Genomic DNA, 23769 nt, shown 5'->3' on the forward strand with positions numbered 1-23769 from the left:
TCTGCCGCCGCGCGACCCGTGCCGCGTGAAACCCACGCCGCGGATGCGGCGCCGGCGCTTTCCAGCGTATTTCCGCTGACCGGAAACATTGCTCTCGCCCGCCAGCGTGGGCCAAAGCCACGGCAGGCACAAGCCTCACGCCTTCAGCCGCGGCAGTGTCAGCAGGCAGACCATTCCAAGCACCTGCATCAACAACACGGCAGCAGCCAGAACGGGCAGGCCCATCATGATGAAAGGCGCCAGCAGCGCCGTGCCGCCCGACGCCATGCCCGTGATGAACAGGATGACCAGCGCCGAGGCCCGGTCATCATCGCCGCGCCCGGCCATGATGGCGCGCAGGAAGCCCGGCGGGCCACGCAGGCCCAGGCCGATATTCAGGGGCGCGATCAGCAGGGGCAGCATCCAGACTTCCGCCAGGCCGGCCAACGCCGCGCCCAGCAGCAACAGCGACGAGAACAGCGCCAGCGCCGTGCCGATGCTGATCATCCGTTCGATCCCCCAGCGGCGCGCCAGCCCGCCCGCCAGATTGGCGGTGACGGCGAACAGGGTGACGCCAATGGCCTGCATGATGATGAAGTCCCGCATCTCCCCACCCATGGTGGCCGTGATGGTGAGGGGGGCGCCGAACACGAAGATCAGCAACCCGCCCAGCACGCAGGATTGCGACAGGGCATAGCGCAGGAACACGGGATCGGTCAGCAGGCGCCGGTAGCTGCCATCCGGCCGGGCCTCCGCACCGCCGGCCGGCAGCACGCGGAAACCGGCCAGCAGGCAGGCCAGCACGAAGACGGCCAGCACGGCCGTCACCAGGAACGGCGCCTGCCATCCGCCCCAGACCAGCAGGGCAGCACCGGCGATGGGGGCGGCACCCGGCACGATGGCCTCGATACTGCCCAGCGCCGCCAGCGCCCGCATGGCCCCGATCTCGTCGAACAGGCGGCGGATGATGCCGGGGGCGAAGACGGCCGGGGCCGATGCCACCACCCCCTGGACAAAGCGGATGGCCACCAGCATCCATATGTCCTGCCGCCAGGTCGCCGCCGCCGACAGCAATGCGGTGCCCGCCAGCGACAGCACCAGCAGCCAGCGCCGGTCGAAGCGCTGGCTGAGCATGGCAAACAGCGGCAGGCCCAGCACCGTCCCGCCGATATAGGCGGCGATGACAAGCTGGGCCGGGGCCGGGCCGGCACCCGGCCATTGGGCGATGGCGGGCACGGCCGGCAGGATCAGGTCGATGCCGGCCATGCCCAGCAACGTGCCCATCACCAGAAGGCCGCAGATCACTACCCGCATCATCATCACCACTCCTGCACCGGCCCAAACAAATCCGACTATGCATGTATTCCGAAATCGATGGAAATTTGTCGCAAGCCATGCATCGGCGTCAACCGGGCACCATCGCAGAGGCTGATTGCAAAATGCGCAGCCAGCGGCAAGAAAAACCGGCATCCAACGCACAGGATTCCCCATGCCCCGCCATCTGCTGACCCGTCACGAACAGCCCCACCCCCGCCTGGCCGCCCATCTGAAGGCCGGCCTGGGTGCTGCCCTGGCCATCGCGGCGGCCGGCTGGCTGGCGGGGGTCACGCATCTGCCCCTGCTGCTGGCGCCGTTCGGGGCCAGCGCCGTCCTGCTGTTCGCGCAGGGCACCAGCCCCCTGGCCCAGCCCGTCAATGTGGTGGGCGGCTATCTGCTGGCCGGGCTGGTGACGCTGGCGCTGCATCTGCTGCTGCCTGCGGACTGGTGGGCCGTGGGGCTGGCGGTGGGCCTGTCCATCACCGCCATGTCGCTGCTGCGCCTGACGCATCCGCCGGCCGGTGCCATGCCCGTCGTGGTGGCGGGATCGGCCATGCCGGCACTGGAACTGCTGGCCATCGCCATGGCCGGGTCGCTGGCCATGACGCTGTACGCCATGCTGCATCACCGGCTGCCGCCGCGCCTGGATTATCCCCGCCGGCCGGCGCCGGCACAGTAGGCCCCGCCAACCGGCGCCGGCGCAGTGGAAAAGGCGGCGGCGGGATCAGAATCCGGGGTCGGGCCGCAGGTGGACGACATCCAGCCCGTGGGCGGCCACCAGCCGGTCGGCCACGGCCAGCCGGTGACAATGGGTGTGATCCGCCTCGAAGCACAGCAGGCAGGCCGGCTGTTCCAGGGCCAGACTGCCGGCCAGCGCCAGTTCATACTGCGCCTCTCCGCGGGCCAGCCCGTCCTCCACAATCGACCAGAATGCCGCCATCCGCCCGGCCCGGTTGGCGATCCGCCCCTCCTTCGGCGTGCCCAGCTTCTTCAGGTGCAGATAGCCGATCCCCTCCGCCTCCAGCCCGGCACGCAAGGGGGACTTGGAAAAGCCGGCCCGACGGGAGGATGGCAGTTCGCGCACGTCCAGCAGAAGCCGGACCCCGGCCGCCTTCAGCGCCGCGATGACCGCGCCCTGCGATGCACCCTCGTACCCGATGGTGAACAATGTCATGTCCTGGTCTCCTGCCGGGCGGCCATGCCGGCGTTGCGTGCCTGGCGCCCTTGTTCAGCCTTGTCATTCCGGGGCCGGTCCACTATACACACCCGCTCTATCGAACGGCGAGGCCGGGCGAGATGCCCGGGGCATGCCCGCCGTTCATATGTTAGAAGGACCGAAAATGCCCAAGTTGAAAAACCACTCCGGCTCGAAGAAGCGGTTCAAGTTTACCGCGTCGGGCAAGGTCAAGGCCCAGGCCGCCGGCAAGCGCCACGGCATGAGCAAGCGTCCGAACAAGATGAAGCGCAACGCGCGCGGCACCTTCGTCATGTTCAAGGCGGATGGCGAGAAGATCGCCGAAAACTTCCTGCGGGTTAAGTGAGGAGGCTGACCAATGGCACGCGTTAAGCGGGGCGTCACCACCCACGCCCGTCACAAGAAGATCCTGAAGCTGGCCAAGGGCTATCGCGGCCGCGGTTCCACGTGCTATCGCGTTGCGATCGAGAAGGTCGAGAAGGCGCTTCGTTACGCCTATCGCGACCGTCGCAACAAGAAGCGCGATTTCCGCGGTCTGTGGATTCAGCGTATCAACGCCGGTGCGCGCCTGCACGGGCTGAAGTACAGCACCCTGATCCACGGCCTGAAGCGCGCCGGCATCGAGCTGGACCGCAAGGTCCTGTCCGATCTGGCCGCCCGCGAGCCGGAGAGCTTTAAGAGCCTGTGCGATCAGGCCCAGGCTGCTCTCAAGGCCGCCTGATTTCCGGTAACGGATTTCAGAACGGTTGCAAGTTGAAAGGGGGAGCAGGCCCGGCGGGCCCGCTCCCCCTTTTGCTTGTGCGTCTGCCATCTGTGCTATCATCGGGACCGCACCGGGACCGGAGGACGCCATGGGTTCGCTCACCATCCGCAATCTTGACGACAGCCTGCTGCAGGGCCTGCGCGACCGCGCAATGCGTTCCGGTCGCACCATTGAGGAAGAGGCGGCTGCCGTGCTTGCGGCACAGGTCGGCAGCGGTGGCCAGTCACCAGATTTGATCGCCCGTCTCGCCTCTCTGCGTGCCGCCACGCATGGCATGTGCCGCACCCCCTCGGAAGTGCTGCTTCGGGAAGACCGCGATGGCGAGCATCGATGAAATACGAGCTGGACGCTTCCGTTGCCATCAAACTGGCCATTGCGGAGCCGGATTCTCATCTGGCCGAACCCTTGCTGCGTGCAGAACTTCATGCACCCGATCTCTTGTATGCCGAGGTGGCCAACATCCTGTGGAAGAAGCTGGCCCGTGAGGAACTGACAGACGCCATTGCCGCTCAAGCACTTGATGTCATTGGCCAATTGAGAGTGTCCATCACACCGTCGAAGGTACTTCTGACGGATGCGGCATGGCTGGCCCGGACGGCGGGGCATCCCGCTTACGACATGTTCTATGTCGCCCTGGCACAGGAACTTTCGGCACCGTTGATCACCGCGGATCGGCGGCTCTCAGAAAAGGTCAGGCAGATCACTCCCCGCCCGCCCTGGGCCAGCCTCGTCACGTCACTCACCGAATTCCAACCGGGCGCTTCCGCCCCCTCCCCTGCCTGATCCAACCAGGACCATCATGGACACGCTCGATACGCTCAAGGCCGAAACGCTGGCCACCATCGCCTCTGCCACCGACAGCGCCGCCCTGGAAGAGGTGCGGGTCGCCGTCCTGGGCAAGAAGGGCTCCATCACGGCGCTGATGGGCGACATGCGGTCCCTGACGCCGGACGAGCGCAAGGCCCGTGGTGCCGCCCTGAACGCGGTGAAGACCGCCGTGGAGGCCGCGATCGAAGGCCGCCGGGCGGAACTGAAGGGCATCGAACTGGAAAGGCGGCTGGCCGCCGAGCGCATCGATGTCACGCTGCCCGTCCGACCCGAGACCCAGGGCCGCATCCACCCGATCAGCCAGACGGTTGACGAGATGGTCGCCATCTTCGCCGCCATGGGCTTCACGGTCGCGGAAGGTCCGGATATCGAGACGGACTTCAACAATTTCACGGCGCTGAACATCCCGCCGGAGCATCCGGCGCGCCAGATGCACGACACCTTCTACCTGCCGCCGTCGGCGGAAGGGGCGGCGCGCGTGCTGCGCACCCATACCAGCCCGGTGCAGATCCGCACCATGCTGAAGGAGAAGCCGCCGATCCGCATCATCGCGCCCGGCCGCACCTATCGTTCCGACTATGACCAGACGCACACGCCCGTCTTCCACCAGATCGAAGGCCTGGTGATCGGCGAGGATATCCATATGGGCCATCTGAAGGGCTGCATCCTGGAATTCTGCCGCGCCTTCTTCCAGATCGATGACCTGCCCATCCGCTTCCGCCCCAGCTTCTTCCCCTTCACCGAGCCGTCGGCCGAGGTGGATATCGGCTGTTCGCGCAAGGGGGGCGAGTTGAAGCTGGGCAATCATGGCGACTGGCTGGAGATCATGGGCTCGGGCATGGTCCACCCCAAGGTGCTGGAGAATTGCGGCATCGACAGCAGCAAGTACCAGGGCTTCGCCTTCGGCATGGGGATCGAGCGCGTGGCGATGCTGAAATACGGCATCCCCGACCTGCGCTCCTTCTTCGATGCCGACCTGCGCTGGCTGCGCCATTACGGCTTCGTGCCGCTGGACCAGCCGAACCTGGCCCAGGGCCTTTCCCGCTGATCAGCCACGACCGGATACCAAGGACGTTCAAATGAAGTTCACCCTTTCCTGGCTGAAGACGCATCTCGACACCGATGCCACGCTGGACCAGATCACCGACGCGCTGACAGCCCTGGGGCTGGAGGTGGAGGGGGTCGAGGATCGCGGCGCCGCCCTGGCCGCCTTCCGCATCGCCCATGTCGTGTCGGCCGAAAAGCACCCGAACGCCGACAAGCTGCGCCTGTGCATGGTCGATACCGGCGCGGGGGACCCGGTGCAGGTGGTCTGCGGCGCGCCCAATGCGCGGGCCGGCATCAAGGTGGTTTTCGCATCGCCCGGCACCGTCATCCCCGTGTCAGGCGACACCCTGTCCATCGGCACCATCCGGGGTGTGGAAAGCCGGGGCATGATGTGTTCGGAGCGCGAATTGCTGCTGTCGGACGAACATAACGGCATCATCGAGCTGCCGGAGGATGCCCCGGTCGGCGGCTCCTTCGCCGACTGGCGCGGTCTGTCCGACCCGGTGATCGAAATCGCGCTGACGCCCGACCGCGTGGATTGCGCCGGCGTGCGCGGCGTGGCCCGTGATCTGGCGGCCGCCGGCCTTGGCACGCTGAAGCCGCTGGCCGCCACGCCCGTGGCCCCCGCCTTCGACAATCCGCTGAAGGTGACGCTGGATCATCCCGGCTGCCCGCAGATCGCCTTCCGCCTGATCCGGGGCGTGAAGAACGGCCCCAGCCCGAAATGGCTGGCCGACCGGCTGCTGGCCGTGGGCCTGCGCCCGATCAGCGCCCTGGTTGACATCACCAACTATTTCAGTCTGGACCTGTGCCGCCCGCTGCATGTGTTCGACGCGGGCCGGCTGACCGGCGGCATCACCCTGCGCCCCACGGCAGAGGGCGACACGCTGCTGGCCCTGAACGGCAAGGAATATGCCCCGCCCGCCGGCCTGATCGGCATCTATGACGATGCGCACATGATCTCCATGGCCGGCGTCATGGGTGGGGAGACGACGGGCGTCACCGCCGACACGACCGATGTCGTGCTGGAGGTCGCCACGTTCGAGCCGGTGCGCATCGCCGAGGCGGGCCGCGCCCTGCAACTGGACAGCGATGCCCGCTACCGGTTCGAGCGTGGGGTCGATCCCGCCAACATCGTGGAAAAGGTCGAACTGGCCACGGCCCTGATCCTGGACCTGTGCGGCGGTTCCGCCGGTGCCGTCAGCCTGACCGGCGCCGAACCCGCATGGCAACGCACGCTGACCCTGCGACCGGCCCGCGTGGCCGCCCTGGGCGGTGTCGATGTCGCGGTCGATGAACAGGTCCGTATCCTGACCGCCCTGGGCTTTACCGTCGCCCGCCGCGACGACGGCGTGCTGGCGGCAGACGTCCCGTCCTGGCGCCGCGACGTGGAGGGTGAGGCCGATCTGGTGGAAGAGGTGCTGCGCGTCACCGGTTTCGACAAGATTCCGGCCACGCCGCTGCCGCGTGCGGTGGGCACGCCCGTCCCGGCCCTGACCGCCGACCAGCGCCGCCGCTTCAACGCCCGCCGTGCAGCGGCGGAGCGCGGCCTGCTCGAATCGGTGACCTGGTCCTTCGTCGATCCCAAGGTCGCGGCCCTGTTCGATGGCGACAAGGACGAATTGCGCCTGTTGAACCCGATAAGCGCCGATCTGGCCGTCATGCGCCCGTCGCTGCTGGGCACCCTGATCCCCGCGGCCGGCCGCAATGCCGCCAAGGGATTCAAGGATGTCGGCCTGTTCGAGGTCGGCCCCGCCTTCCGCGATGGATCGGAAAAGGGCCAGGACCTGATGGTGGCCGGCGTGCGGGCCGGTGCGGCGGTGCCCCGCAACTGGGCGAAGGGCGAGCGCCCCGTCGATGCCTTCGATGCCAAAGGGGACGCGATGGCCATCCTGGAAGCCGCCGGGGCACCGACGGCCAACCTGCAGGTCACGCGCGATGCGCCGGGCTGGTACCATCCGGGCCGGTCGGGCGTGCTGCGCCTGGGTCCCACCATCCTGGGCCGTTTCGGCGAGGTGCATCCGGCCCTGCTGGCCGTACTGGATGTTGCCGGCCCCGTGGTGGCCTTCGAACTTTTCCTGGACGCCATCCCCGCGCCCAAGAAGAAGGGCGGCACGGCCAAGCCGCTGCTGGTCCTGTCGGCATTCCAGCCCGTGGACCGCGACTTCGCCTTCCTGGTGGCCAGCACGACCGACAGCGACAAGCTGGTGAAGGCCGCCAGGGGTGCGGACAAGACCCTGATCAGCGATGTCAGCCTGTTCGATGTGTATGAGGGCAAGGGCGTGGAACCGGGCTTCAAGTCCGTTGCCCTGTCGGTCACCCTGCAACCCACCGGCAAGACCCTGACGGACACGGAAATCGACGCCGTCGCCGCCAAGGTCGTGGCCGCTGTGGCCAAGGCCACGGGCGCATCCCTGCGCAGTTGAGCCGCGGCCCCTGGCGGGGGCATCATCCGACCGGGTCGAACGGGGCGTCGCCAATGGCGGCGCCCCTTTTATTTTCAATCCATCCATGCGCGAATTGCAGGTTAAAACCCCCGGTTTCCGCAGTCGTCACACTTACTTGACGATTACGTAAGGTCAGTTCACCTGCGACAAAACGTATCAAATCCTCCTTCTTTCATTAAGGGAGGTCGAAAAATTTCTTACCCGAAGAGCAATATTGACTTAGATAAGCATCAATATCACTAGATATTATGATCGTAATTTTCAAATTATACCCAATCAATAAATTTCATTTTCTCGACATACCTAAAATCAGCACCAACAAAAAGCGAAACATCTCTGTCACATCCCCTGAGAAACGTAAGAATCCTTCGTCTTCCAGATTAGGAAAGCCGTCAGTTTACTGATAGCATCCTTGCATCCTGACGAAAAGCCAAGGCCCCGCAAGATAACGACGGGGCCATTGAAATGCTTGGGAGGGCATATGCGCGCTTTGAAGAATCTTCCCATCGTGTGGAAGCTGATCCTGCCCTTGCTGCTCATGGGCGGCCTGACCATCGGCACTTCGCTTTACGCCCTGTCGCAGATGGAAGTGGTGGGCGGTGATTACCGCGCCATGCTGGACCGGTCGGAACGCAGCAAGGCCATCCTGATGGCGCGGGAGGCAGCGACCGATCTGGGCCGGCTGGGCTACACGATGGTGGCGGAGACCGACAGCTTCATCCTGGAAAGCATGGAAGACGAGGTGGCGCTGAAGCGCGACCAGTTGCTGGACTTCCTGGCCCAGGTCGAACGGCTGCTGCCGGAGCGCAAGGCCGATATCGACCAGGTGCGCGAGGACAGCCACCGCATGCTGGAGATCGTGGAACAGGCCCGGCGCCTGGCCATGGACGGCAAGGGCGAGCAGGCGGCCTCCGTCCTGGTCGACCGGTTCGACATCAAGCTGACCGACGTGCTGGACCGGCTGGAGGTCACGACCACCGACGTGCAGACCGCCATGAATGCCGGGAAGGAGGCCGCACAGGACCGGTACGACCAGGCGCTGGCCGTCACGCTGATCGTCGGCCTGACGGGGACGGCGGTCGTGCTGGGCCTTGGCATCGCCATGGGCATGGCCGGCATCTCCCTGCCCCTGCGGCGCATCGTGGCGACCATGACCCGGCTGGCCGATGGCGACCTGTCCGTCGCCGTCCGCGGGGGCGACCGGCGCGACGAGATCGGGGCCACGGCCCGCGCCCTGGCCGTGTTCCAGCAGGGCATGCGCGACGCCGAACGCATGCGCCAGGAGCAGGACGCGATGGAGGAACGGGTCGAAATGGAGAAGCGCGAGGCACTGGTCCGTCTGGCCGACGATTTCGAAAGCGGCATGAACGCCGTGGTCAGCGCCGTGGGCGGGGCCGCCAACCGCATGCGCGGCACGGCCCAGGGGCTGAACAGCGTCGCCGACGAGACGAACCGCCAGTCCGAGGCCGTGGCCACCGCAGCCGAGCAGGCGGCGGAGAATGTGAACACCGTCGCGGCGGCGGCAGAGCAACTGACCGCTTCCATCAACGAGATTTCCCGCCGCGTCAGTGAAAGCGCCGGCATCGCGCGCGATGCCGTGGCCGAGGCGGACCGGTCGAACAGCACCGTGGCGGGGCTGGTCGATGCCGCCCAGCGGATCGGGGAAATCGTGCGCCTGATCGGTGACATCGCCAGCCAGACCAACCTGCTGGCGCTGAATGCCACGATCGAGGCGGCACGCGCCGGTGATGCGGGCAAGGGCTTCGCCGTCGTCGCCAGCGAGGTGAAGCAGCTTGCCACCCAGACGGCCCGCGCCACGGACGAGATCGGCAACCAGATCGCCGCCATGCAGTCGGCCGCAGGCAACGCCGCCGATGCCATCCGCGGCGTGGGGGGCACCATCGGCCGGATCAGCGGCATCGTCGCCACCATCGCCACGGCGGTGGAGGAACAGGGGGCAGCCACGCGGGAAATCGCCAGTTCCGTGGCCCAGGCCGCCACGGGCACGCAGAATGTCAGCGCCACCATCGGCGAGGTGACACGCGCGGCCGCGGAAACGGGCAGCATGGCGGGCGACGTGTTGAGCGCGGCCAATGATCTGGTCGGGGAGAGCCAGGCGCTGAACCGTCAGGTCGCCCAGTTTGTGGCCAAGGTCCGGGCCGGCTGATCCGGATCGCCCCGGCCTGGTCACGCGGCGCGGGGGCAGCCCACCTGCCGGCCGCGGGTGAAGACGCGGTCGGTCGGCAGCAGCGTGGTCGGAGCGATATCGGGCAGGCCCTTCAGGCGGGCATAGACCGGGGCGAAATCCGCCCCGGTCGCCTGGAAAAGCTGGTCATAGCTGTCCAGGACGAAATAGGTCCGCTGGTAATCATCGATGCGGTACCGGGTGCGCATCACCCGTTCCAGGTCAAAGCCAATGCGATGGGGTTCGGGACTGTCGAGACAGAAGCGCGTTTCCCCGCGCGACGACAGCATGCCGGCACCATAGGCCCGCAGGCCGTCCGGCGTGGCGATCAGCCCGAATTCCACCATGTACCAGTAAAGCCGCGCCAACGCCTCCTGCCCGCCCAGGGCGATGGCCTGCGCCCCCTTGGCGCCATAGGCGGCCAGATAGTCGGCAAAGACACGGTGGGTCAGCAGCGGCACATGACCGAAGAAATCATGGAACACATCCGGTTCCACCAGATAATCCATCTCCTCCGGCCGGCGCAGCCAGTTGGTGACGGGAAAGCGCCGTGCCGCCAGATGGTCGAAGAAATCCTTCTCCGGGATCAGGCCGGGCACCGCCACCAGCGTCCAGCCCATGGCCCGGTGCAGCACCTCGCTGGTGCGGCGGAAATCGGGGATGCCGTCGCGTGCGTCCAGCCGTTTCAGCCCGTCGATGAATGCCGGCGCGGCATAGCGCGCCATCAGCGCCGACTGGCGGTCGTAAAGCGCGCGCCACAGGGCGTGATCGGCCGCCTTGTACCCGTCCCACCCCTGATCGACCATGAAGCCGGCCCCGGAACGGGCATAATCGCCGCGTAGTGCCGCACCCTGGCCATCACCACCGGTGACAAGGATGGCCACATCCCGGTTCTGGTCGCACATGCCGTTCCCCTTCCCGCAAGCCGGATTTCCTGGAAGGGATGATAGCGCCGAACCGGGGGCATTTCCTTGCGCAGTTAAAAACCGGAAAGGGACTCCCGCAATATTCAAACTGCCGTTTCGGCAAATTAGGGCATATCATGCCCCGATCATGTCGGTTTGGGCAATGGAAGGTTGGTGGAATGTTTGACCACATCCAGCACGAAGCTGGATCGCACCTCCTTCACGCCCTTGATGGACAGAAGCTTGCGCATGGACAGATCGGCGAAGCTGTCCAGATCCTCCACCACCACCTGCAGCAGGTAATCCATGGCGCCGGTCATGACGAAGCAGGACACGACCTCCGGCAGCAACAGGATGCCCCGCCGGAAATCCACATCGCCTTCCGCGTTCTGGTCGATCTTGACCTCCACGAAGGCGACGACCCCCATACCCAGCCGGCGCCGGTCCAGGATGGCCGTATAGCCCTGGATGAAGCCCTTTTCCTCCAGGTCGCGCACCCGGCGCAGGCAGGGGCTGGGCGACAGGCCCACCTGGTCGGCAAGGTCGACATTGGATAGCCGGCCGTTGCGCTGCAACGCAGCAAGTATGCGGATATCTGCTGCATCCAAACCGCTAGCACTCATTATCTGCCCCTTATTCAAAATATCGCGCAATTTCTCACCAGACACTGCCAGATTCCGGCGACAGTTCGCAAGGACATGCCCCGCCCTTCGGCCCTATCATCGAACCATTCCCCAACCAATCCGATGAATGATGGAGTTGACGATGGCGGACGGCGGCGCGGCGCGCGTGGAAAACGGGCAGTTGGTGGGCGACCTGTGGGACAACCCCATGGGGACCGACGGTTTCGAATTCGTCGAATATACCGCCCCCGATGTCGGACAGCTCGACGCGCTGTTCACGATCCTGGGCTTCACGAAGGTGGCCCGGCACCGGTCAAAGAATGTCAGCCTCTACCGCCAGGGCAATATCAACTTCATCGTCAATGGCGAGCCCGACAGCCTGGCCCGGCAGTTCGCCCGCGATCACGGGCCCAGTGCCTGTGCCATGGCCTTCCGCGTGAAGGATGCCGCCGCCGCACACCGGCGCGCCCTGGAACTGGGGGCCACGGATGTCAAGGGCACGGTCGGCCCGATGGAATTGAACATCCCCGCCATCGAGGGGATCGGCGGCAGCCTGATCTATCTGGTGGACCGGTACAAGTCGCCGGCCTCCATCTACGACATCGATTTCGTGCCCGTGGACGGGGTGGACCAGAACCCGGCCGGCTGCGGCCTGGTGGAGGTGGACCACCTGACGCACAATGTCTTCCGCGGCCGGATGGACAATTGGTATGATTTCTATGCCAAGCTGTTCAATTTCCGGCAGATCCGCTATTTCGACATCGAAGGCAAGCTGACCGGCCTGAAAAGCCGGGCGCTGACCGCGCCGTGCGGCAGGATCCGCATCCCGATCAACGAGAGCGCCGGCGCCGAGGGCCGGGTCGACCAGATCGAGGAATATCTGCGCGAATACAAGGGCGAGGGCATCCAGCATATCGCCCTTTCCACCAACGACATCATCAAGACCTTCGACGCGCTGAAGGAAAACGGCGTGGTCTTCATGACCCCGCCGCCGGGCACCTATTACGACATGCTGGAGGAAAGGCTGCCCGGCCATGGCCAGCCGACCGAGGAACTGCGCCGGCGCGGCATCCTGCTGGACGGGGCGCCGGGCGGCGGCCTGCTTTTGCAGATTTTCACCTCCACCGTCATCGGACCGATCTTCTTCGAGATCATCCAGCGCAAGGGGGATGAAGGCTTCGGCGAGGGCAATTTCCGCGCCCTGTTCGAAAGCATCGAGCGTGACCAGGTGGAACGCGGCGTGCTGGCGGCCGACTGACCGGCCGCCGCACCGTGCCACACCGGCATGCATGAAAAAGCGGCATGCATGAGGAAAGGCCTTTCCGGGCAACCGGAAAGGCCTTTTCCCTGTTCTGGCGGCAGGGGGATGCCGGCCCGCTTTGTCGGCATCCCCCTGCCGCTTGCGCGTCACCCCCGCGACGCGCCGGCCGTGGCGGCGGCCGGTCCTGGGGGGCCGGCCCCAATGGGAACCGGCCCCGAAGGGCGGGATGGCGCCTGAATTTCACCATCCGCCCTGTTCGGAAATCTGCCCGGCGGGGATGCCGGCCCGCTTTGTCGGCATCCCCGCCGGGTGCGCGTCACCCCCGCGACGCGCCGGCCGTGGCGGCGGCCGGTTTCGTGGAACCGTCGATCAGGAAGCGGGCCCGGGACACGGCGTCGCCCAGCGTCACCTCCTCCTTGGCCAGCCTGTCGGCCAGTTCCATAAGCTGCTTGCCCGTGCTGGAGCCGTTTTCCGCCTCCTGCATCAGATGGATGCCGCCATCGCGCAGAGCCACGTCGTCCCATTGCCGGCGCACGGCGGCCCAGAAGCCGGCCGTCTTCCGCATATAATCGTCGGCCGCCCCGAAATCGAAATCCGTGGACGGGACATAGCTGTTCAGCACGACCTCATGCACGATGGTCGCCAGCGTGCCGCCGCGCGTCCCGACCTTGGCATTATCCTGCTCATGCACCCAGCCGGCATGGGTCAGGGCATGGCGGTTGGTGCCGACATAGCGGTCATAGATCGGCTTGCGGATCGCATCGCGGCGGGCCAGCGGCCGGGCCGTCTCCCCGCTGATCCAGCGATGCTCCCCCCGGTCGTGCTTCCATTGGCCGACACCGCCATAGCGCGGGCTGTCGTCGGTCTGCCAGACAGTCTGCGCCCAGGCGTCGGCACGGTCGGCCGCGGGCACTGGCGTCAGCTTCCACTGGTCCGGCCCTTCATAGGTCAGCACCGTTTCCGGCTCATAGGTCCAGTCCTGGCGCCAATGCTTGATGATGAAGGGCTTGTCCTCCTCGTCCTTCACGACCAGCAGGTGCTGCAGGCGGATGACGCGGCCGGTATCCTCGATGACACGCACGGCCTCGAACCCGCCGCTGCGCTTGGGCTCGATCGGCTCGTAATCGGGCACGAAGGCCACGGTCTCGCGGAAGTCGAACTTCACGCGGTAGGTGCCGGCCATGCCCAGAATGGCGGCACGGTCGGCGTTGAAGGCGGTGCAGTCCGCCTTGCCGCAATCCACGGCCGTCTGGCCGAAGGCCGGTGCCGCCGCCAGCAGCACCAAAGCCGCCAATCCATATTTGAAACGGGTCTTCATCGGGGGTCGTCCTTATCGCTCGGCCGGTCGGTCAGATCTTGATGGTCAGCGAGACGCTGGCGTTGCGGCCAGGCTGGGTATAGCTGTCGCGCACGGCGGAGGTGGAGGACAGGCCGCGCACATCGCTCCACCACCAGTATTTGCGGTCCGTGATGTTGAAGATGCCGGCCCGCAGGGTCGCCGCCTCGCCGATGCGCCAGCGGGCCGTGGCATCCAGCACGATGAAATCGCCGGGCGTGAAGCAGGAGGGGGTGCAGGCCGCCGCGATGCGCCCCGCCGATTTGGATGCCGAATAGACGGCCGAGATTTCGCCGCCGAAGCGGCCTTCCTCCGGCTCCTCCCAGCTTACGCCCATCGTGACCTTCACGGGGTCGATACTGTCCAGCGGCGCCTTCACCCCGCCCGATGTCTGGTCGCCCTTGGCATAGGAGGCGGCGGCCAGCAGGCCGAAACCCTCCCCCAGTTCCACCGTCGCCTTGCCCTCGACCCCGCGGATCGTGACCTTGCTGAGGTTGACATACTGATAGGTGGCGGGGTTGGCGGCCGTGAAGTTCCCGGACACGAAGATCTGTTCGATGAAATCATCGTACCAGCCCTTGAAGCCCGTGACGGAAGCCTGCCAGCCGCCGCCCCGCAGGCGCACGCCCAGTTCCACCGTCCGGCTGCTTTCCGGCTTCAGGTCGGGATTGGAGATGGAGCGATAGTTCTGGATGGGATTGCTGAAACCGTTATTCACCTGGCTGGGCGCGGGGGCCTTGAAGCCTTCCGCATAATTGGCGAACAGCCCGGCCCCGTCGGAAAGCCAGTAGAGGGCGGCGAATTTCGGGGAGAAATGGTCGTCGCTCTGCCCCGTCGGGGTGCCGATGAACAGCGGATCATTCTTGGGGTCGATCTTGTAATAATCGTAGCGCAGGGCCGGATACAGTGACAGGGAGCCGTTCAGGAGGCTGATCTCATCCTGGATGAACAGACCGGCCAGGACATGGTCGGTGGTCGGGAAGGCGCGCGTGGGATAGGTCTCGCCGGCCGGCGGGATGGTGCCGTCGCGCGTTCCCACCTGCCGGGTCAGCGAATAATCGCCGCCATAGACCAGAAGGTGGCTGATGCCGCCGCCTGTGAAGCGCGTCGTGGCATCGGCATTGATGCCCGTGACCTTGTTGTCGAAAGTGTTGATGCGCAGCCGGTCGGCCGCCGTGTAGCGGTCTTCGGCCGAATATTGGCGCGTCTCGCTGTCCTGGCGGTAAAGCGTCCAGTGCAGGCTGTCGATGAAGCCGCCATCGGCCGGGTCATAGCGATGGTCCAGGCTGACCCGGTCGCGCCGGGCCGTGTCATGGGCCTGCAATGACAGGGTGCTTGTCGATGCCGTCGGCACGGGCGCCACGGCCGTCAGCACGTCGGCCGTCATGTCATGGTCGAACAATTCATAGGTCAGGCGCAGCACATGGTCGGCATTGGGCCGCCAGACCAGCTTGGCCAGCGCCGAATTGTCGCCGATATCCTGCGGATTGGCCGCCGTGCGGGTGCTGTCGCCCGTGCGGATCGTGCCCTGGTTCTCCGTCTCCTTGCCGTCGCGGCGGTTATAGGCCAGCATCGCCGACCATTGGCCGGCCCGGCCCGCCAGGACAAAGCCCTTGCCCCAGCTCCGGTCCGCATCGCTGTAGCCGACCTTCACCTCGCCGCCATAGGCCTTGCCGTCCCGGATCAGATCTTCCGGGTCCTTGGTGACGAAGCTGACGGCACCGGCCAGCCCGTCCGATCCGTAAAGCGCAGAGGCGGGGCCACGCAGGATTTCCACCGACTTCAGCAGATCCAGATCAACATAGTCGCCGCGCCCCACCGACTGGCCGCCGAAAGCGAAGGCGTCGGGTGCGCGGATGCCGTCTGTCTGGATCAGCACGCGGTTGCCTTCCAGGCCGCGGATGTTGAAGCCGCTGTTGCCGTCGCGGCCCGTGCTGGCACCGGCCGCCGTGAACCGGGCGGGGGAGGAACGCACGGACACGCCGGGTTCGTAGCGGACCAGGTCCTTGATGTCGGTGACCAGCCGGTCCTTCACCTTCTCCTCGCCGATGACGCTGACCGTGGCCGGAGCGTCCACCGTTTCCTTGGGCGTGCGGGTGGCGATCACCGTGATCTCACTGACCTGCATATCGGCGCCCGCCATCGCCACTTCCGTCGCCTGGCCCCAGGCCGGCATCGTCATGGCCGCCATCACCACGGGCAGCGCCGTCATCGTCAACCGCTTCACTTCCCACTCCGCGCTCATTTGCGAACAGTTCTTAATTGCATAATGAATATGGAAATGAGAATCAATCGCAAAAATGGGTGATGGATACATTCATGGGCAGGACGCCTTAATTCCTTGCCGAGCCCTTAACCAAAATGGAAACTGCGCCCTTCACCGACGACGGAACCGCAACGGGGGCGATGGTGGCGCGTGCAAGGAGACGGGGACGGGGACGCGGCTGGGTGCGTGGCCTGGGCTATGGTGTCGTGGGGCTTATGGGCGTCGTGGCCCTGACGGCCGGGGCCTTCACCATCAATCTTTACGCTTCCCGACCCTTGCTGGAGGGCGCGCATCCGGTTCAGGGCCTGACGGGCGCCGTCGCCATCGGCCGCGATGCCCAGGGCGTGCCCGTGCTGGAAGCCGGCAGCCGCGACGACCTGGCCCGGGCGCTGGGCTTCCTGCATGGCCAGGAACGGTTCTTTCAGATGGACCTGATCCGCCGGTCCTCGGCCGGCGAGCTGTCGGCCCTGCTGGGCCCGGTGGAGGTGGTGAAGAATATCGACCGGCAGCGCCGGCTGCACCGGTTCCGCCATCGCGCCCAGCAGGCGCTGGCCACCGCCACCCCGGAACATCGCCGCCTGCTGGAAGCCTATGCCGATGGCGTCAACCAGGGGCTTGCCGCGCTGGGCGGGCGGCCCTTCGAATATACGCTGCTGCTGTCCTCTCCCCGGCCCTGGCAGGTGGAAGACAGCATCCTGGCCGTCTATTCCATGTATCTGGACCTTCAGGACGACAAGGCACTGGGCGACCGCATCCGCGCCCAGGTGTGGGAAAGGCTGGGGCCCGAGCTGGCGGCGTTCCTTTATCCGGGCGGCACGCCGCTGGATTCCGCCCTGGATGGCAGCGCCCTGCCGCAACCCGACATGCCGGCCGGCCTGCCCGACCATCTGCGCCAGGCACGCACCCGTACCCCCTGGCCCGCCGAAGGTCCCAGCCCCGGCAGCAACGGCTGGGCCGTGGGCGGGGCGCTGACCGCCACCGGGGCGGCGCTGGTGGCCAATGACATGCATCTGGGCGTCACCGTGCCGGGCATCTGGTACCGCGCCCGCCTGCGCCAGACAGGGCCGGAGCCGCTGGACGTCACGGGCGTCACCCTGCCCGGCATGCCGCTGGTGGTGGCGGGCAGCAATGGCAAGGTGGCCTGGGGCTACACCAATTCCTATATCGACACGGCCGACGCCATCGTGCTGGAACCCGTGGACGGCGCGCCGGACCAGTACCGCACGCCCGGCGGGCCCAAGCCGCTGACCCGCGTGACGGAGGAAATCTGCCCCGCCTGGGGCGATTGCGAACCGATGGTGATCGAGGAGACGATCTGGGGCCCCGTGGTGGAAACGCGGGAGGACGGAACCCGCATCGCCCTGCGCTGGACGGCGCATGAACCGGATGCCATCAACATGACCGGCATGCTGGGGCTGGAGCGCGCCGCGTCGGTCCCCGATGCCATCATCCAGGCCCACGCCGCCCGGCAGCCGCAGCAGAACCTGATCGTGGGCGATGCGGACGGCAATGTCGCCTGGACCATCATGGGGGCCGTGCCGGCCCGGTTCGGCACCGATGGGCAGCAACCGGAAAGCTGGGCCGACGGCACGCGCGGCTGGCACGGCTTGCTGCCGCCCGAACAGGTGCCCGTCATCGCCAATCCGGAAGATGGCCGTATCTGGACCGCCAATGCCCGCATCGTGGGGGGCGAGGCCTATGCCCTGCTGGGCGATGGCGGCTATGACATGGGCGGACGCCAGGGACAGATCCGCGACGCGCTGTTCGCGCGTGACCGTTTCCTGCCCACCGACATGCTGGCCATCCAACTGGACGACCGCGCCGCCACCCTGGATTTCTGGCAGGCGCAATTGCTGGCCGCGCTGCGGGCGCGCCAGGACCGGCCCGGCCTGGCGGGATGGCAGGCAGCCGTGGAGAACTGGGGCGGACGGGCCATACCGGACAGCACGGGCTACCGCCTGGTGCGGGCCTTCCGTTCCGCCCTGGCGGGGACCACCTATGGCGCCTATCTGGGGCTGGAAAAGGAAGCGCCCCGCAACCGGGCGGCCCGTCAGCAGGAGGCGCCGCTGCGCCGGCTGCTGGTGGAACGGCCGGCCGGCCTGGTGCCGCCGGGATATGATGACTGGGATGCCCTGATCGACGCCGCCCTGGCCCGGATGGAGACGGAGGTCGCAACGGCCGGCGGTCTGGACCGCTTCACCTGGGGCCAGCGCAACGTGTCGGCCGTGCAGCATCCGCTGGCCCGCATCCTGCCACCCGTGGGCTGGTTGACCGATCCCCCGGAACGCAGCCTGCCCGGCGACACCCTGATGCCCCGCGTCCAGGGACCGGGCTTCGGGGCCAGCGAGCGATTCGCCGTGTCCCCCGGCCACGAGGCCGACGGCTATTTCCATATGCCCGGCAGCCAGAGCGGCCACCCGCTCTCCCCCTATTATCTGGCGGGTCATGCCGACTGGCAGGAAGGGCGGCCGACCCCGTTCCTGCCCGGCGAGGCGCGCTGGGTCCTGACCCTGGAACCGCCGGCACAGGGGGATTGATGGAAAGTACACTTTCCATGTAAAGCATGCTTGACAAGCCGGAGCGACATTCTCCATATGTAAAACATACTTTACATATGGAGGGGACAATGCTTGTTTTGCGCCGCTGCGCCATCGAACTGATCGCCGGCATCGCCTATGCCGGCATGCTGCTGGGCACCAACCATGCGGTGAAATCGGGGATGGTGCCCGATGCATGGCTGGTGCCGACGGCCCTGCTACCCATGCTGCCCTGTGTGGCCATCCTGTGGGCGATCACCCGGCATATCCGCCGGATGGACGAGTTCCAGCGCCGGCTGCAGTTCGAGGCGATTGCCTTTTCCTTCGCCGCCACCGCGATGCTGACCTTCAGCTATGGCTTCCTGGAAGGTGCCGGCTTGCCGAAACTGTCGATGTTCGTCATCTGGCCCCTGATGGCCGGCCTCTGGGTCATCGGCCAGGGCGTTGCCCGCTACCGCTATCGCTGACGGGTGGGGACATGAAGAACCGATTGAAGGATCTGCGGGCCGAGCGCGGCTGGTCGCAGGGCGATCTCGGCGAGAAGCTCGCCGTATCGCGGCAGACCGTGAATGCCCTGGAAAATGGCCGCTATGACCCCAGCCTGCCGCTGGCCTTTGCCATCGCCCGGCTGTTCGGCCAGCCGATCGAGGCAATTTTCCAGGATGATTGATGCAGCCGAAGCCTTCATCCTGTCGCCAGGCATGAAAAAGCACGCGCAAGGAACGGATACCTTGCGCGTGAAGGGGGATGACTGGTTCCGGCCCCCCCTGGGCCAGAACCATCGGCGGACCGGGCCGAAACTATACCAGACGGAAATCCAGGTTGCAGATGCGGGCCGTCGTGCCGGCCGCGGACCGGTCGATGGCCTGGAAATCCAGTGCGGCAAGGCCGGTGCGTCCCGCGGCCGGGACGAAACGGACGCGCTTGCCCTGGAAATGCACCTGGCTTCCTTCCACGGGGGACTGGAACACCCGGCCCACCTGGGCGGCGATTTCCGCCGGGGGGGCGGCATCAACCGCGACATCGGCGGCCACAATGTCCGACGCCACACCGCTGCGGGCATAATCACGGCCCACCGGGTCCCCCCACCAGCCGTTCGGCAGCGAATATCTGTAGGTTTCCAGATAGGTGCCGAACCGCTTGGGATCGAACTGGATCATATCCTGGCCACGGAACAGCATGTCGCGGGTCAGGCGCAGCTTCTCCGCCGCCGCCCGCTCACGGAAGGCCTCGGCGTCGAAGGTCTGGAAGACGATCATGTAGCCGCCCTCCCCGCCCTTCTCGGCAAACCAGCGATGCAGGCGGTGGTCGGGTTTCACCGGCTGGACGAGTTCGAACATCGTCGGGCCGATCATCATCATCTCGTTGCGGAAGCCCAGAATCTCGCCCATGTCGTGGCGGTGGCCGGGCGCGATCTTCAGGAAGGACTGTATCCGGGCCGATACGGCATCGATGTCGGGGCTGGCCAGGACATAGTGGCGGATCACGTGCGGTTTGGTCTCGCTCATCCGTCCCTCCCTTATACGAAGCGCAGCTTGACGCCGCCGATGCGGGCCCAGTCACCGACCCGCACCTTTTCCCGCGCCTTCAGGTCCAGCGCCACCAGGCCGCGCCACTGGCCCTTGGCCTCCACGAAATTCAGGGTCCGGTCCTCGAAATGGACGCGCGTCCCCTCCTGCCGGGCCAGGAACAGCCGGGCCGTCTGCGCGGCGATGGCCTCGGGGTCCTCCACCGCGATCTCGCCGCCCACCACGTCGGACGCCACGCGGGCGTCGGGATAGGGGCGGTTGCGCGGATCACCCCACCAATCCTCCTCGGGGGTGTATTTGTAGAGTTCGAAATGCGTGCCGAAATGCTTGTAGTCGAACTGGAGCATGTGCTGCCCCTTGAACATCATGTCCCGCGTCAGGGCCAGCCCCTCCGCCGCGGCGCGCGCCTTCAGCGCGTCGGGGTCGAAGGTCTGCATCACCACCATGAAGCCGCCATCGCCGCCGCGTTCATCGAACCAGCGGTTCAGCAGATGGTCGGGCTTGATGGGCTGGACGACCTCGATCATGGTCGTCCCCACCTTCAGCATGGTGCTGTAGAAACCATACTGCTCCGTGACGCCCGGCCCTTCCTTCCTGGGCATGGGGGGCAGGCCCAGCACCTCATAGATCTGGTCGCACACGAATTCCATGTCATGGGTGGCCAGCACATAGTGCCGGATGCGGATCGGCCGCTCGGTCGCGGCGCCGGCACCGGCCAGCGGCATCGCCGAGAGGCCCAGCGCCGCCATGGAGGCACCCATCAACGTGCGACGGGTCATTTCCGGATTGTCTTCCATCCCTAAACCCTTTCTTTGCCTTATCCCTGGTTCAGAACCGCGCCCGCAATTCGGCACCCCAGGTCCGCGAGGGACCGAAGAAGGCGGAATAGGAGCCTGTGAAGCCCGGCGAGTCATAGATGCGCAGCGCATAGCTCTTGTCGAAGGCATTCTCCACGAAGCCCGACAGTTCGTACTGGCCATCGGCGAAGCTGACGCCCGCACGGAAATTGGCGACACCGAAGGCGGCCTGGCGCGTCGCCGGATTCAGGTCGCCACCATAGACGACGGCATCGCGCCAGTTATATTCACCCCGCACATAGGCTTCCTGGCCGCCGCCCAGTTCGAAATCCTGCTGGCCGCGCACGCTGAACTGCCAGCGCGGATTGTTGGAGAGCGGCCGGCCCGACAGGTCCTGGCCGCCCACCGGGCAGGTGGCCGTGGCGTTCTGAACCGAGGTGCAGGGCGCGCCGCGATATTCCTTGAAGATGGCGTCCACGAAGGCCGCCCCGCCGGAAAGGCTGCCGCCTTCCCAGGGCTTCACCGAGAAATCCATCTCGACCCCCTTGCTGCGCAGCTTGCCGGCGTTGCGCAGGATCTGGGAGGAGGTGACATTGTCGAAGGAGGAGGCCTGATAGTCGCTGAAATCGCTGTAGAACAGGGTGGCGTTGAAGGTCACACGGTTCTGCCACCAGCTCGTCCGGGCGCCCAGTTCATAGGACAGGACCGTTTCCGGGTCCAGCACGGCCCGCTCGGGGTTCAGGAAGAAGACATTGCCCGTATTGTTGTCGATGGCCCGGCCCTTGTACCCGCGGGAAACGGAGAGATAGAAGCTCTGCCGCCGTTCGGGCGTGAAGCGGATGCCGGCCCGGCCGACCCAGTTGGTGTCGTCGGTCTTGATCGATCCCTGGAACGTGCCGGGCGTGAAGGCGAAATAGTTGCCGCTGCGATAGGAGTCGACCGACAGGTCCTCGTAGAGGCCGCGCAGGCCCGCGAACATCTGCCATTGATCGTCCAGATCATAGGTACCGTCGGCGAACAGGGCGTAATTGTTGGTCTTCGTCGTGCCGATGCCCTGGGTCGATGTCTGGCCCAGGATCGTGCCGCCGCCGCCGGCCGTGATCGTGTTGGATTTCAGCGTGTGATGGTAGTAGTAGGCGCCCAGCACCCAGCCGAACCGGTCCCCGTCCGGCGACAGAAGCTGGATTTCCTCGCTGAACAGTTCCAGGTCGCGCTGCTGGCGGGGGTCGTTGCCGATATTCACATCGACGCCATCGACATCGATCGTGTCCAGTTCCTTCCAGGTCCGATAGCCCGTGATGGAGCGCAGCGTGACGCCATTGGTGAACTGGTGGCTGACCGTGCCGGTCAACTGCATGGTTTCCGTCTGCTCGTTGAGCGGGCCATCGGCCAGCGAGACACGGTTGTCCGGGCCGGGCACCACGCCGTTGGCCGCCAGCCGGGGCAGCAGATAAAGCCGGGTCAGCGCCCCGTAGGCGCGGGGGTCCAGCCCATAGAAGCTGGTCCGGCAGCAGGCATTGTCCTGCTCCTCGTACTGGGCGATCAGCTGGATGCTGGTGGCGCCGACATCCATGTCGCCGCGCAGGCGGATGCCCCAGCGCTCGCGCTTGTTCTCGTCGGTGTCGCGGACGGGGTTATAGACCTGTCCCTTGCCCTGGTTCATCCGGTAACCGGCGATGCGCGCCCGGACATTCTCGCTGACCGGCCCGCTCAGGGCGCCTTCCAGCCGCGTTTCCTGCAGCTTGGCGCCGTATCGGGCATTCACATAGCCGGAAAATTCATTGGTCGGCGCGCGGCTGACGATATTGATGGCACCGGCGGAGGAGTTCTTGCCGAACAGCGTGCCCTGCGGGCCGCGCAGCACCTCGATCCGCTCGACATCGAAGAAATCGACCAGCGCCGATCCGCCGGGCCCCGCGACGATGCCGTCCACGATGGTCGACACGCTGGGTTCCGTCGCCGACCCGAACGCCGCGCTGCCGACACCACGGATGCGCAGGCCCGCCCCGGAGGAGGATTGGGCCGGGGAGAAGGACAGCGATGGCGCGATGGCGTAAAGGTCCTCGACCTTGCTGATGCCGGCACGCTCCAGCTCCTGCCCGTCGACGACGCTGATGGAGATCGGAACCTCCGCCAGCCCCTGGGCCCGCCGCTGGGCCGTGACAATGATTTCTTCCAGTTCGAATTCGCCGGATGCCTGCGCGATGGCGGCAGGGGCCTGCGACAGCAGGCCGATCGTGAGCAGGCTAGTGCCGAGAAGCCGGGTATTCATCTTTCCCCCCTGTGTTTATGTTTTGTGAGTATGGTTATACAAGTAATTATGCCCCATATCAATACCAGTCGATAACCGAAAGGTTTCTGATCAAATCCATATTTTTCAGATAGTTACGCAAATGATCGCTCGGCGGAACCAAAATTGCACAAAAATACTGACCAGGGACGATCGGTGAAGGGTTGGAATCGCCCGGCCGCAAGACCGTCACAAGCCGGCCCGGCAGGGCATAGCCGTCGCAGCAGCCCGGCGATAGCGTGGGCGCGCGGCAGGCGGCGGGCCGGGGGAAGCATCGGGACAAGGAACGGCAAAGGGCGCAAACGGCCGAAAGCCTTGTTAACCAAGAAGCATCACCGGGGGGCCCTTCCCATGCCCCCCATGTCGGTGCGGCCATCCTGGCGGGCGCGCCGGGCTGTGCCGCGGCACGGCCCCGTCCCGAACCGCCCGCCGCCTGCGGTTCTCCCATCCACCGCCATCAATGG

21 protein-coding genes are annotated in these 23769 nt (G+C 66.1%); 12 read left to right on the forward strand and 9 right to left on the reverse strand.

Annotated features, from left to right (window positions below):
- Positions 1–135: 135 nt before the first annotated feature.
- Entirely contained in the window at positions 136–1299 is a 1164-nt protein-coding gene (locus ACM9LZ_RS17880) for an MFS transporter (protein ID WP_416620867.1), read from the reverse strand.
- 169 nt (positions 1300–1468) lie between these two features.
- Here ACM9LZ_RS17880 and ACM9LZ_RS17885 point away from each other — a divergent pair, with 169 nt between their 5' ends.
- A complete protein-coding gene (locus ACM9LZ_RS17885) occupies positions 1469–1975 on the forward strand; it encodes an HPP family protein (RefSeq protein ID WP_416620868.1) in 507 nt (168 codons plus the stop codon).
- 45 nt (positions 1976–2020) lie between these two features.
- On the opposite strand, the gene ACM9LZ_RS17890 is transcribed toward ACM9LZ_RS17885, so the two are convergent.
- Positions 2021–2470, reverse strand: coding sequence for a DUF488 domain-containing protein (locus ACM9LZ_RS17890; RefSeq protein WP_416620869.1), 450 nt, complete (start codon positions 2468–2470; stop codon positions 2021–2023).
- A 166-nt stretch (positions 2471–2636) separates the two neighbouring features.
- Between ACM9LZ_RS17890 and rpmI the strand changes: the two genes are divergently transcribed.
- The 7 genes from rpmI to ACM9LZ_RS17925 all read left to right on the forward strand — a co-directional run bounded on the left by rpmI (position 2637) and on the right by ACM9LZ_RS17925 (position 9743).
- Positions 2637–2837, forward strand: coding sequence for a 50S ribosomal protein L35 (gene rpmI, locus ACM9LZ_RS17895; RefSeq protein WP_416620870.1), 201 nt, complete (start codon positions 2637–2639; stop codon positions 2835–2837).
- Positions 2838–2849: 12 nt separating this feature from the next.
- Positions 2850–3212, forward strand: a complete 363-nt coding sequence (gene rplT, locus ACM9LZ_RS17900) for a 50S ribosomal protein L20 (RefSeq protein ID WP_416620871.1) — start codon at positions 2850–2852, stop codon at positions 3210–3212.
- A 130-nt stretch (positions 3213–3342) separates the two neighbouring features.
- A complete protein-coding gene (locus ACM9LZ_RS17905) occupies positions 3343–3588 on the forward strand; it encodes a FitA-like ribbon-helix-helix domain-containing protein (RefSeq protein ID WP_416620872.1) in 246 nt (81 codons plus the stop codon).
- Complete coding sequence (locus tag ACM9LZ_RS17910) at positions 3585–4037, forward strand: type II toxin-antitoxin system VapC family toxin (protein ID WP_416620873.1); 453 nt, start codon at positions 3585–3587, stop codon at positions 4035–4037. The genes ACM9LZ_RS17905 and ACM9LZ_RS17910 overlap by 4 nt, the downstream gene beginning before the upstream one ends.
- A 16-nt stretch (positions 4038–4053) precedes the next feature.
- Positions 4054–5130 (forward strand): phenylalanine--tRNA ligase subunit alpha, encoded by a 1077-nt coding sequence (pheS, locus tag ACM9LZ_RS17915; protein ID WP_416620874.1) that lies wholly within the window; start codon positions 4054–4056, stop codon positions 5128–5130.
- A gap of 31 nt (positions 5131–5161) precedes the next feature.
- The gene (gene pheT, locus ACM9LZ_RS17920; protein WP_416620875.1) at positions 5162–7555 is read left to right on the forward strand and encodes a phenylalanine--tRNA ligase subunit beta; all 2394 of its coding nucleotides are present in this window, start codon (positions 5162–5164) and stop codon (positions 7553–7555) included.
- Positions 7556–8057: 502 nt separating this feature from the next.
- Positions 8058–9743 carry a methyl-accepting chemotaxis protein gene (locus ACM9LZ_RS17925; protein ID WP_416620876.1) on the forward strand — a complete coding sequence of 562 codons (1686 nt, stop codon included), beginning with the start codon at positions 8058–8060 and terminating at the stop codon, positions 9741–9743.
- A 20-nt stretch (positions 9744–9763) separates the two neighbouring features.
- Here ACM9LZ_RS17925 and phhA read toward each other — a convergent pair whose 3' ends face one another.
- Both phhA and ACM9LZ_RS17935 read right to left on the reverse strand, forming a co-directional pair.
- Positions 9764–10666 (reverse strand): phenylalanine 4-monooxygenase, encoded by a 903-nt coding sequence (gene phhA, locus ACM9LZ_RS17930; RefSeq protein ID WP_416620877.1) that lies wholly within the window; start codon positions 10664–10666, stop codon positions 9764–9766.
- Positions 10667–10812: 146 nt separating this feature from the next.
- A complete protein-coding gene (locus ACM9LZ_RS17935; protein ID WP_416620878.1) occupies positions 10813–11289 on the reverse strand; it encodes an Lrp/AsnC family transcriptional regulator in 477 nt (158 codons plus the stop codon).
- Positions 11290–11431: 142 nt separating this feature from the next.
- Here ACM9LZ_RS17935 and hppD point away from each other — a divergent pair, with 142 nt between their 5' ends.
- Positions 11432–12547 carry a 4-hydroxyphenylpyruvate dioxygenase gene (gene hppD / locus ACM9LZ_RS17940; protein ID WP_416620879.1) on the forward strand — a complete coding sequence of 372 codons (1116 nt, stop codon included), beginning with the start codon at positions 11432–11434 and terminating at the stop codon, positions 12545–12547.
- 319 nt (positions 12548–12866) lie between these two features.
- Here hppD and ACM9LZ_RS17945 read toward each other — a convergent pair whose 3' ends face one another.
- Together ACM9LZ_RS17945 and ACM9LZ_RS17950 are read right to left on the reverse strand one after the other, a co-directional pair.
- Positions 12867–13868: a DUF6607 family protein gene (locus tag ACM9LZ_RS17945; protein ID WP_416620880.1), complete on the reverse strand. Its 1002-nt coding sequence runs from the start codon at positions 13866–13868 to the stop codon at positions 12867–12869.
- A 31-nt stretch (positions 13869–13899) separates the two neighbouring features.
- Positions 13900–16131 (reverse strand): TonB-dependent hemoglobin/transferrin/lactoferrin family receptor, encoded by a 2232-nt coding sequence (locus ACM9LZ_RS17950; RefSeq protein ID WP_416620881.1) that lies wholly within the window; start codon positions 16129–16131, stop codon positions 13900–13902.
- Between the two features lie 116 nt (positions 16132–16247).
- On the opposite strand from ACM9LZ_RS17950, the gene ACM9LZ_RS17955 reads away from it, so the two are divergent.
- From ACM9LZ_RS17955 to ACM9LZ_RS17965, 3 genes are all read left to right on the forward strand, one after another.
- A complete protein-coding gene (locus tag ACM9LZ_RS17955) occupies positions 16248–18689 on the forward strand; it encodes a penicillin acylase family protein (protein WP_416620882.1) in 2442 nt (813 codons plus the stop codon).
- 89 nt (positions 18690–18778) lie between these two features.
- Positions 18779–19156 (forward strand): hypothetical protein, encoded by a 378-nt coding sequence (locus ACM9LZ_RS17960; RefSeq protein WP_416620883.1) that lies wholly within the window; start codon positions 18779–18781, stop codon positions 19154–19156.
- Between the two features lie 11 nt (positions 19157–19167).
- Positions 19168–19359: a helix-turn-helix transcriptional regulator gene (locus tag ACM9LZ_RS17965; protein WP_416620884.1), complete on the forward strand. Its 192-nt coding sequence runs from the start codon at positions 19168–19170 to the stop codon at positions 19357–19359.
- Positions 19360–19489: 130 nt separating this feature from the next.
- On the opposite strand, the gene ACM9LZ_RS17970 is transcribed toward ACM9LZ_RS17965, so the two are convergent.
- From ACM9LZ_RS17970 to ACM9LZ_RS17980, 3 genes are read right to left on the reverse strand one after another with little or no spacing between them, the layout of a single operon-like run.
- Positions 19490–20197 carry a VOC family protein gene (locus tag ACM9LZ_RS17970; RefSeq protein ID WP_416620885.1) on the reverse strand — a complete coding sequence of 236 codons (708 nt, stop codon included), beginning with the start codon at positions 20195–20197 and terminating at the stop codon, positions 19490–19492.
- A gap of 11 nt (positions 20198–20208) precedes the next feature.
- Positions 20209–20997 carry a VOC family protein gene (locus tag ACM9LZ_RS17975; protein WP_416620886.1) on the reverse strand — a complete coding sequence of 263 codons (789 nt, stop codon included), beginning with the start codon at positions 20995–20997 and terminating at the stop codon, positions 20209–20211.
- A gap of 49 nt (positions 20998–21046) precedes the next feature.
- Positions 21047–23287, reverse strand: coding sequence for a TonB-dependent receptor (locus ACM9LZ_RS17980; protein WP_416620887.1), 2241 nt, complete (start codon positions 23285–23287; stop codon positions 21047–21049).
- Between the last annotated feature and the right edge of the window lie 482 nt (positions 23288–23769).

The sequence above is a fragment of the Niveispirillum fermenti genome, assembly GCF_048066175.1.
Classification (GTDB): Bacteria; Pseudomonadota; Alphaproteobacteria; order Azospirillales; family Azospirillaceae; genus Niveispirillum; species Niveispirillum fermenti.

Bases quoted from the DNA above. Each gene is read 5' to 3' on its own strand.
- ACM9LZ_RS17880 (WP_416620867.1), bottom strand. From the start codon at position 1,299: ATGATGATGCGGGTAGTGATCTGCGGCCTTCTGGTGATGGGCACGTTG.
- ACM9LZ_RS17885 (WP_416620868.1), top strand. From the start codon at position 1,469: ATGCCCCGCCATCTGCTGACCCGTCACGAACAGCCCCACCCCCGCCTG.
- ACM9LZ_RS17890 (WP_416620869.1), bottom strand. From the start codon at position 2,470: ATGACATTGTTCACCATCGGGTACGAGGGTGCATCGCAGGGCGCGGTC.
- rpmI (WP_416620870.1), top strand. From the start codon at position 2,637: ATGCCCAAGTTGAAAAACCACTCCGGCTCGAAGAAGCGGTTCAAGTTT.
- rplT (WP_416620871.1), top strand. From the start codon at position 2,850: ATGGCACGCGTTAAGCGGGGCGTCACCACCCACGCCCGTCACAAGAAG.
- ACM9LZ_RS17905 (WP_416620872.1), top strand. From the start codon at position 3,343: ATGGGTTCGCTCACCATCCGCAATCTTGACGACAGCCTGCTGCAGGGC.
- ACM9LZ_RS17910 (WP_416620873.1), top strand. From the start codon at position 3,585: ATGAAATACGAGCTGGACGCTTCCGTTGCCATCAAACTGGCCATTGCG.
- pheS (WP_416620874.1), top strand. From the start codon at position 4,054: ATGGACACGCTCGATACGCTCAAGGCCGAAACGCTGGCCACCATCGCC.
- pheT (WP_416620875.1), top strand. From the start codon at position 5,162: ATGAAGTTCACCCTTTCCTGGCTGAAGACGCATCTCGACACCGATGCC.
- ACM9LZ_RS17925 (WP_416620876.1), top strand. From the start codon at position 8,058: ATGCGCGCTTTGAAGAATCTTCCCATCGTGTGGAAGCTGATCCTGCCC.
- phhA (WP_416620877.1), bottom strand. From the start codon at position 10,666: ATGTGCGACCAGAACCGGGATGTGGCCATCCTTGTCACCGGTGGTGAT.
- ACM9LZ_RS17935 (WP_416620878.1), bottom strand. From the start codon at position 11,289: ATGAGTGCTAGCGGTTTGGATGCAGCAGATATCCGCATACTTGCTGCG.
- hppD (WP_416620879.1), top strand. From the start codon at position 11,432: ATGGCGGACGGCGGCGCGGCGCGCGTGGAAAACGGGCAGTTGGTGGGC.
- ACM9LZ_RS17945 (WP_416620880.1), bottom strand. From the start codon at position 13,868: ATGAAGACCCGTTTCAAATATGGATTGGCGGCTTTGGTGCTGCTGGCG.
- ACM9LZ_RS17950 (WP_416620881.1), bottom strand. From the start codon at position 16,131: ATGAGCGCGGAGTGGGAAGTGAAGCGGTTGACGATGACGGCGCTGCCC.
- ACM9LZ_RS17955 (WP_416620882.1), top strand. From the start codon at position 16,248: ATGGAAACTGCGCCCTTCACCGACGACGGAACCGCAACGGGGGCGATG.
- ACM9LZ_RS17960 (WP_416620883.1), top strand. From the start codon at position 18,779: ATGCTTGTTTTGCGCCGCTGCGCCATCGAACTGATCGCCGGCATCGCC.
- ACM9LZ_RS17965 (WP_416620884.1), top strand. From the start codon at position 19,168: ATGAAGAACCGATTGAAGGATCTGCGGGCCGAGCGCGGCTGGTCGCAG.
- ACM9LZ_RS17970 (WP_416620885.1), bottom strand. From the start codon at position 20,197: ATGAGCGAGACCAAACCGCACGTGATCCGCCACTATGTCCTGGCCAGC.
- ACM9LZ_RS17975 (WP_416620886.1), bottom strand. From the start codon at position 20,997: ATGACCCGTCGCACGTTGATGGGTGCCTCCATGGCGGCGCTGGGCCTC.
- ACM9LZ_RS17980 (WP_416620887.1), bottom strand. From the start codon at position 23,287: ATGAATACCCGGCTTCTCGGCACTAGCCTGCTCACGATCGGCCTGCTG.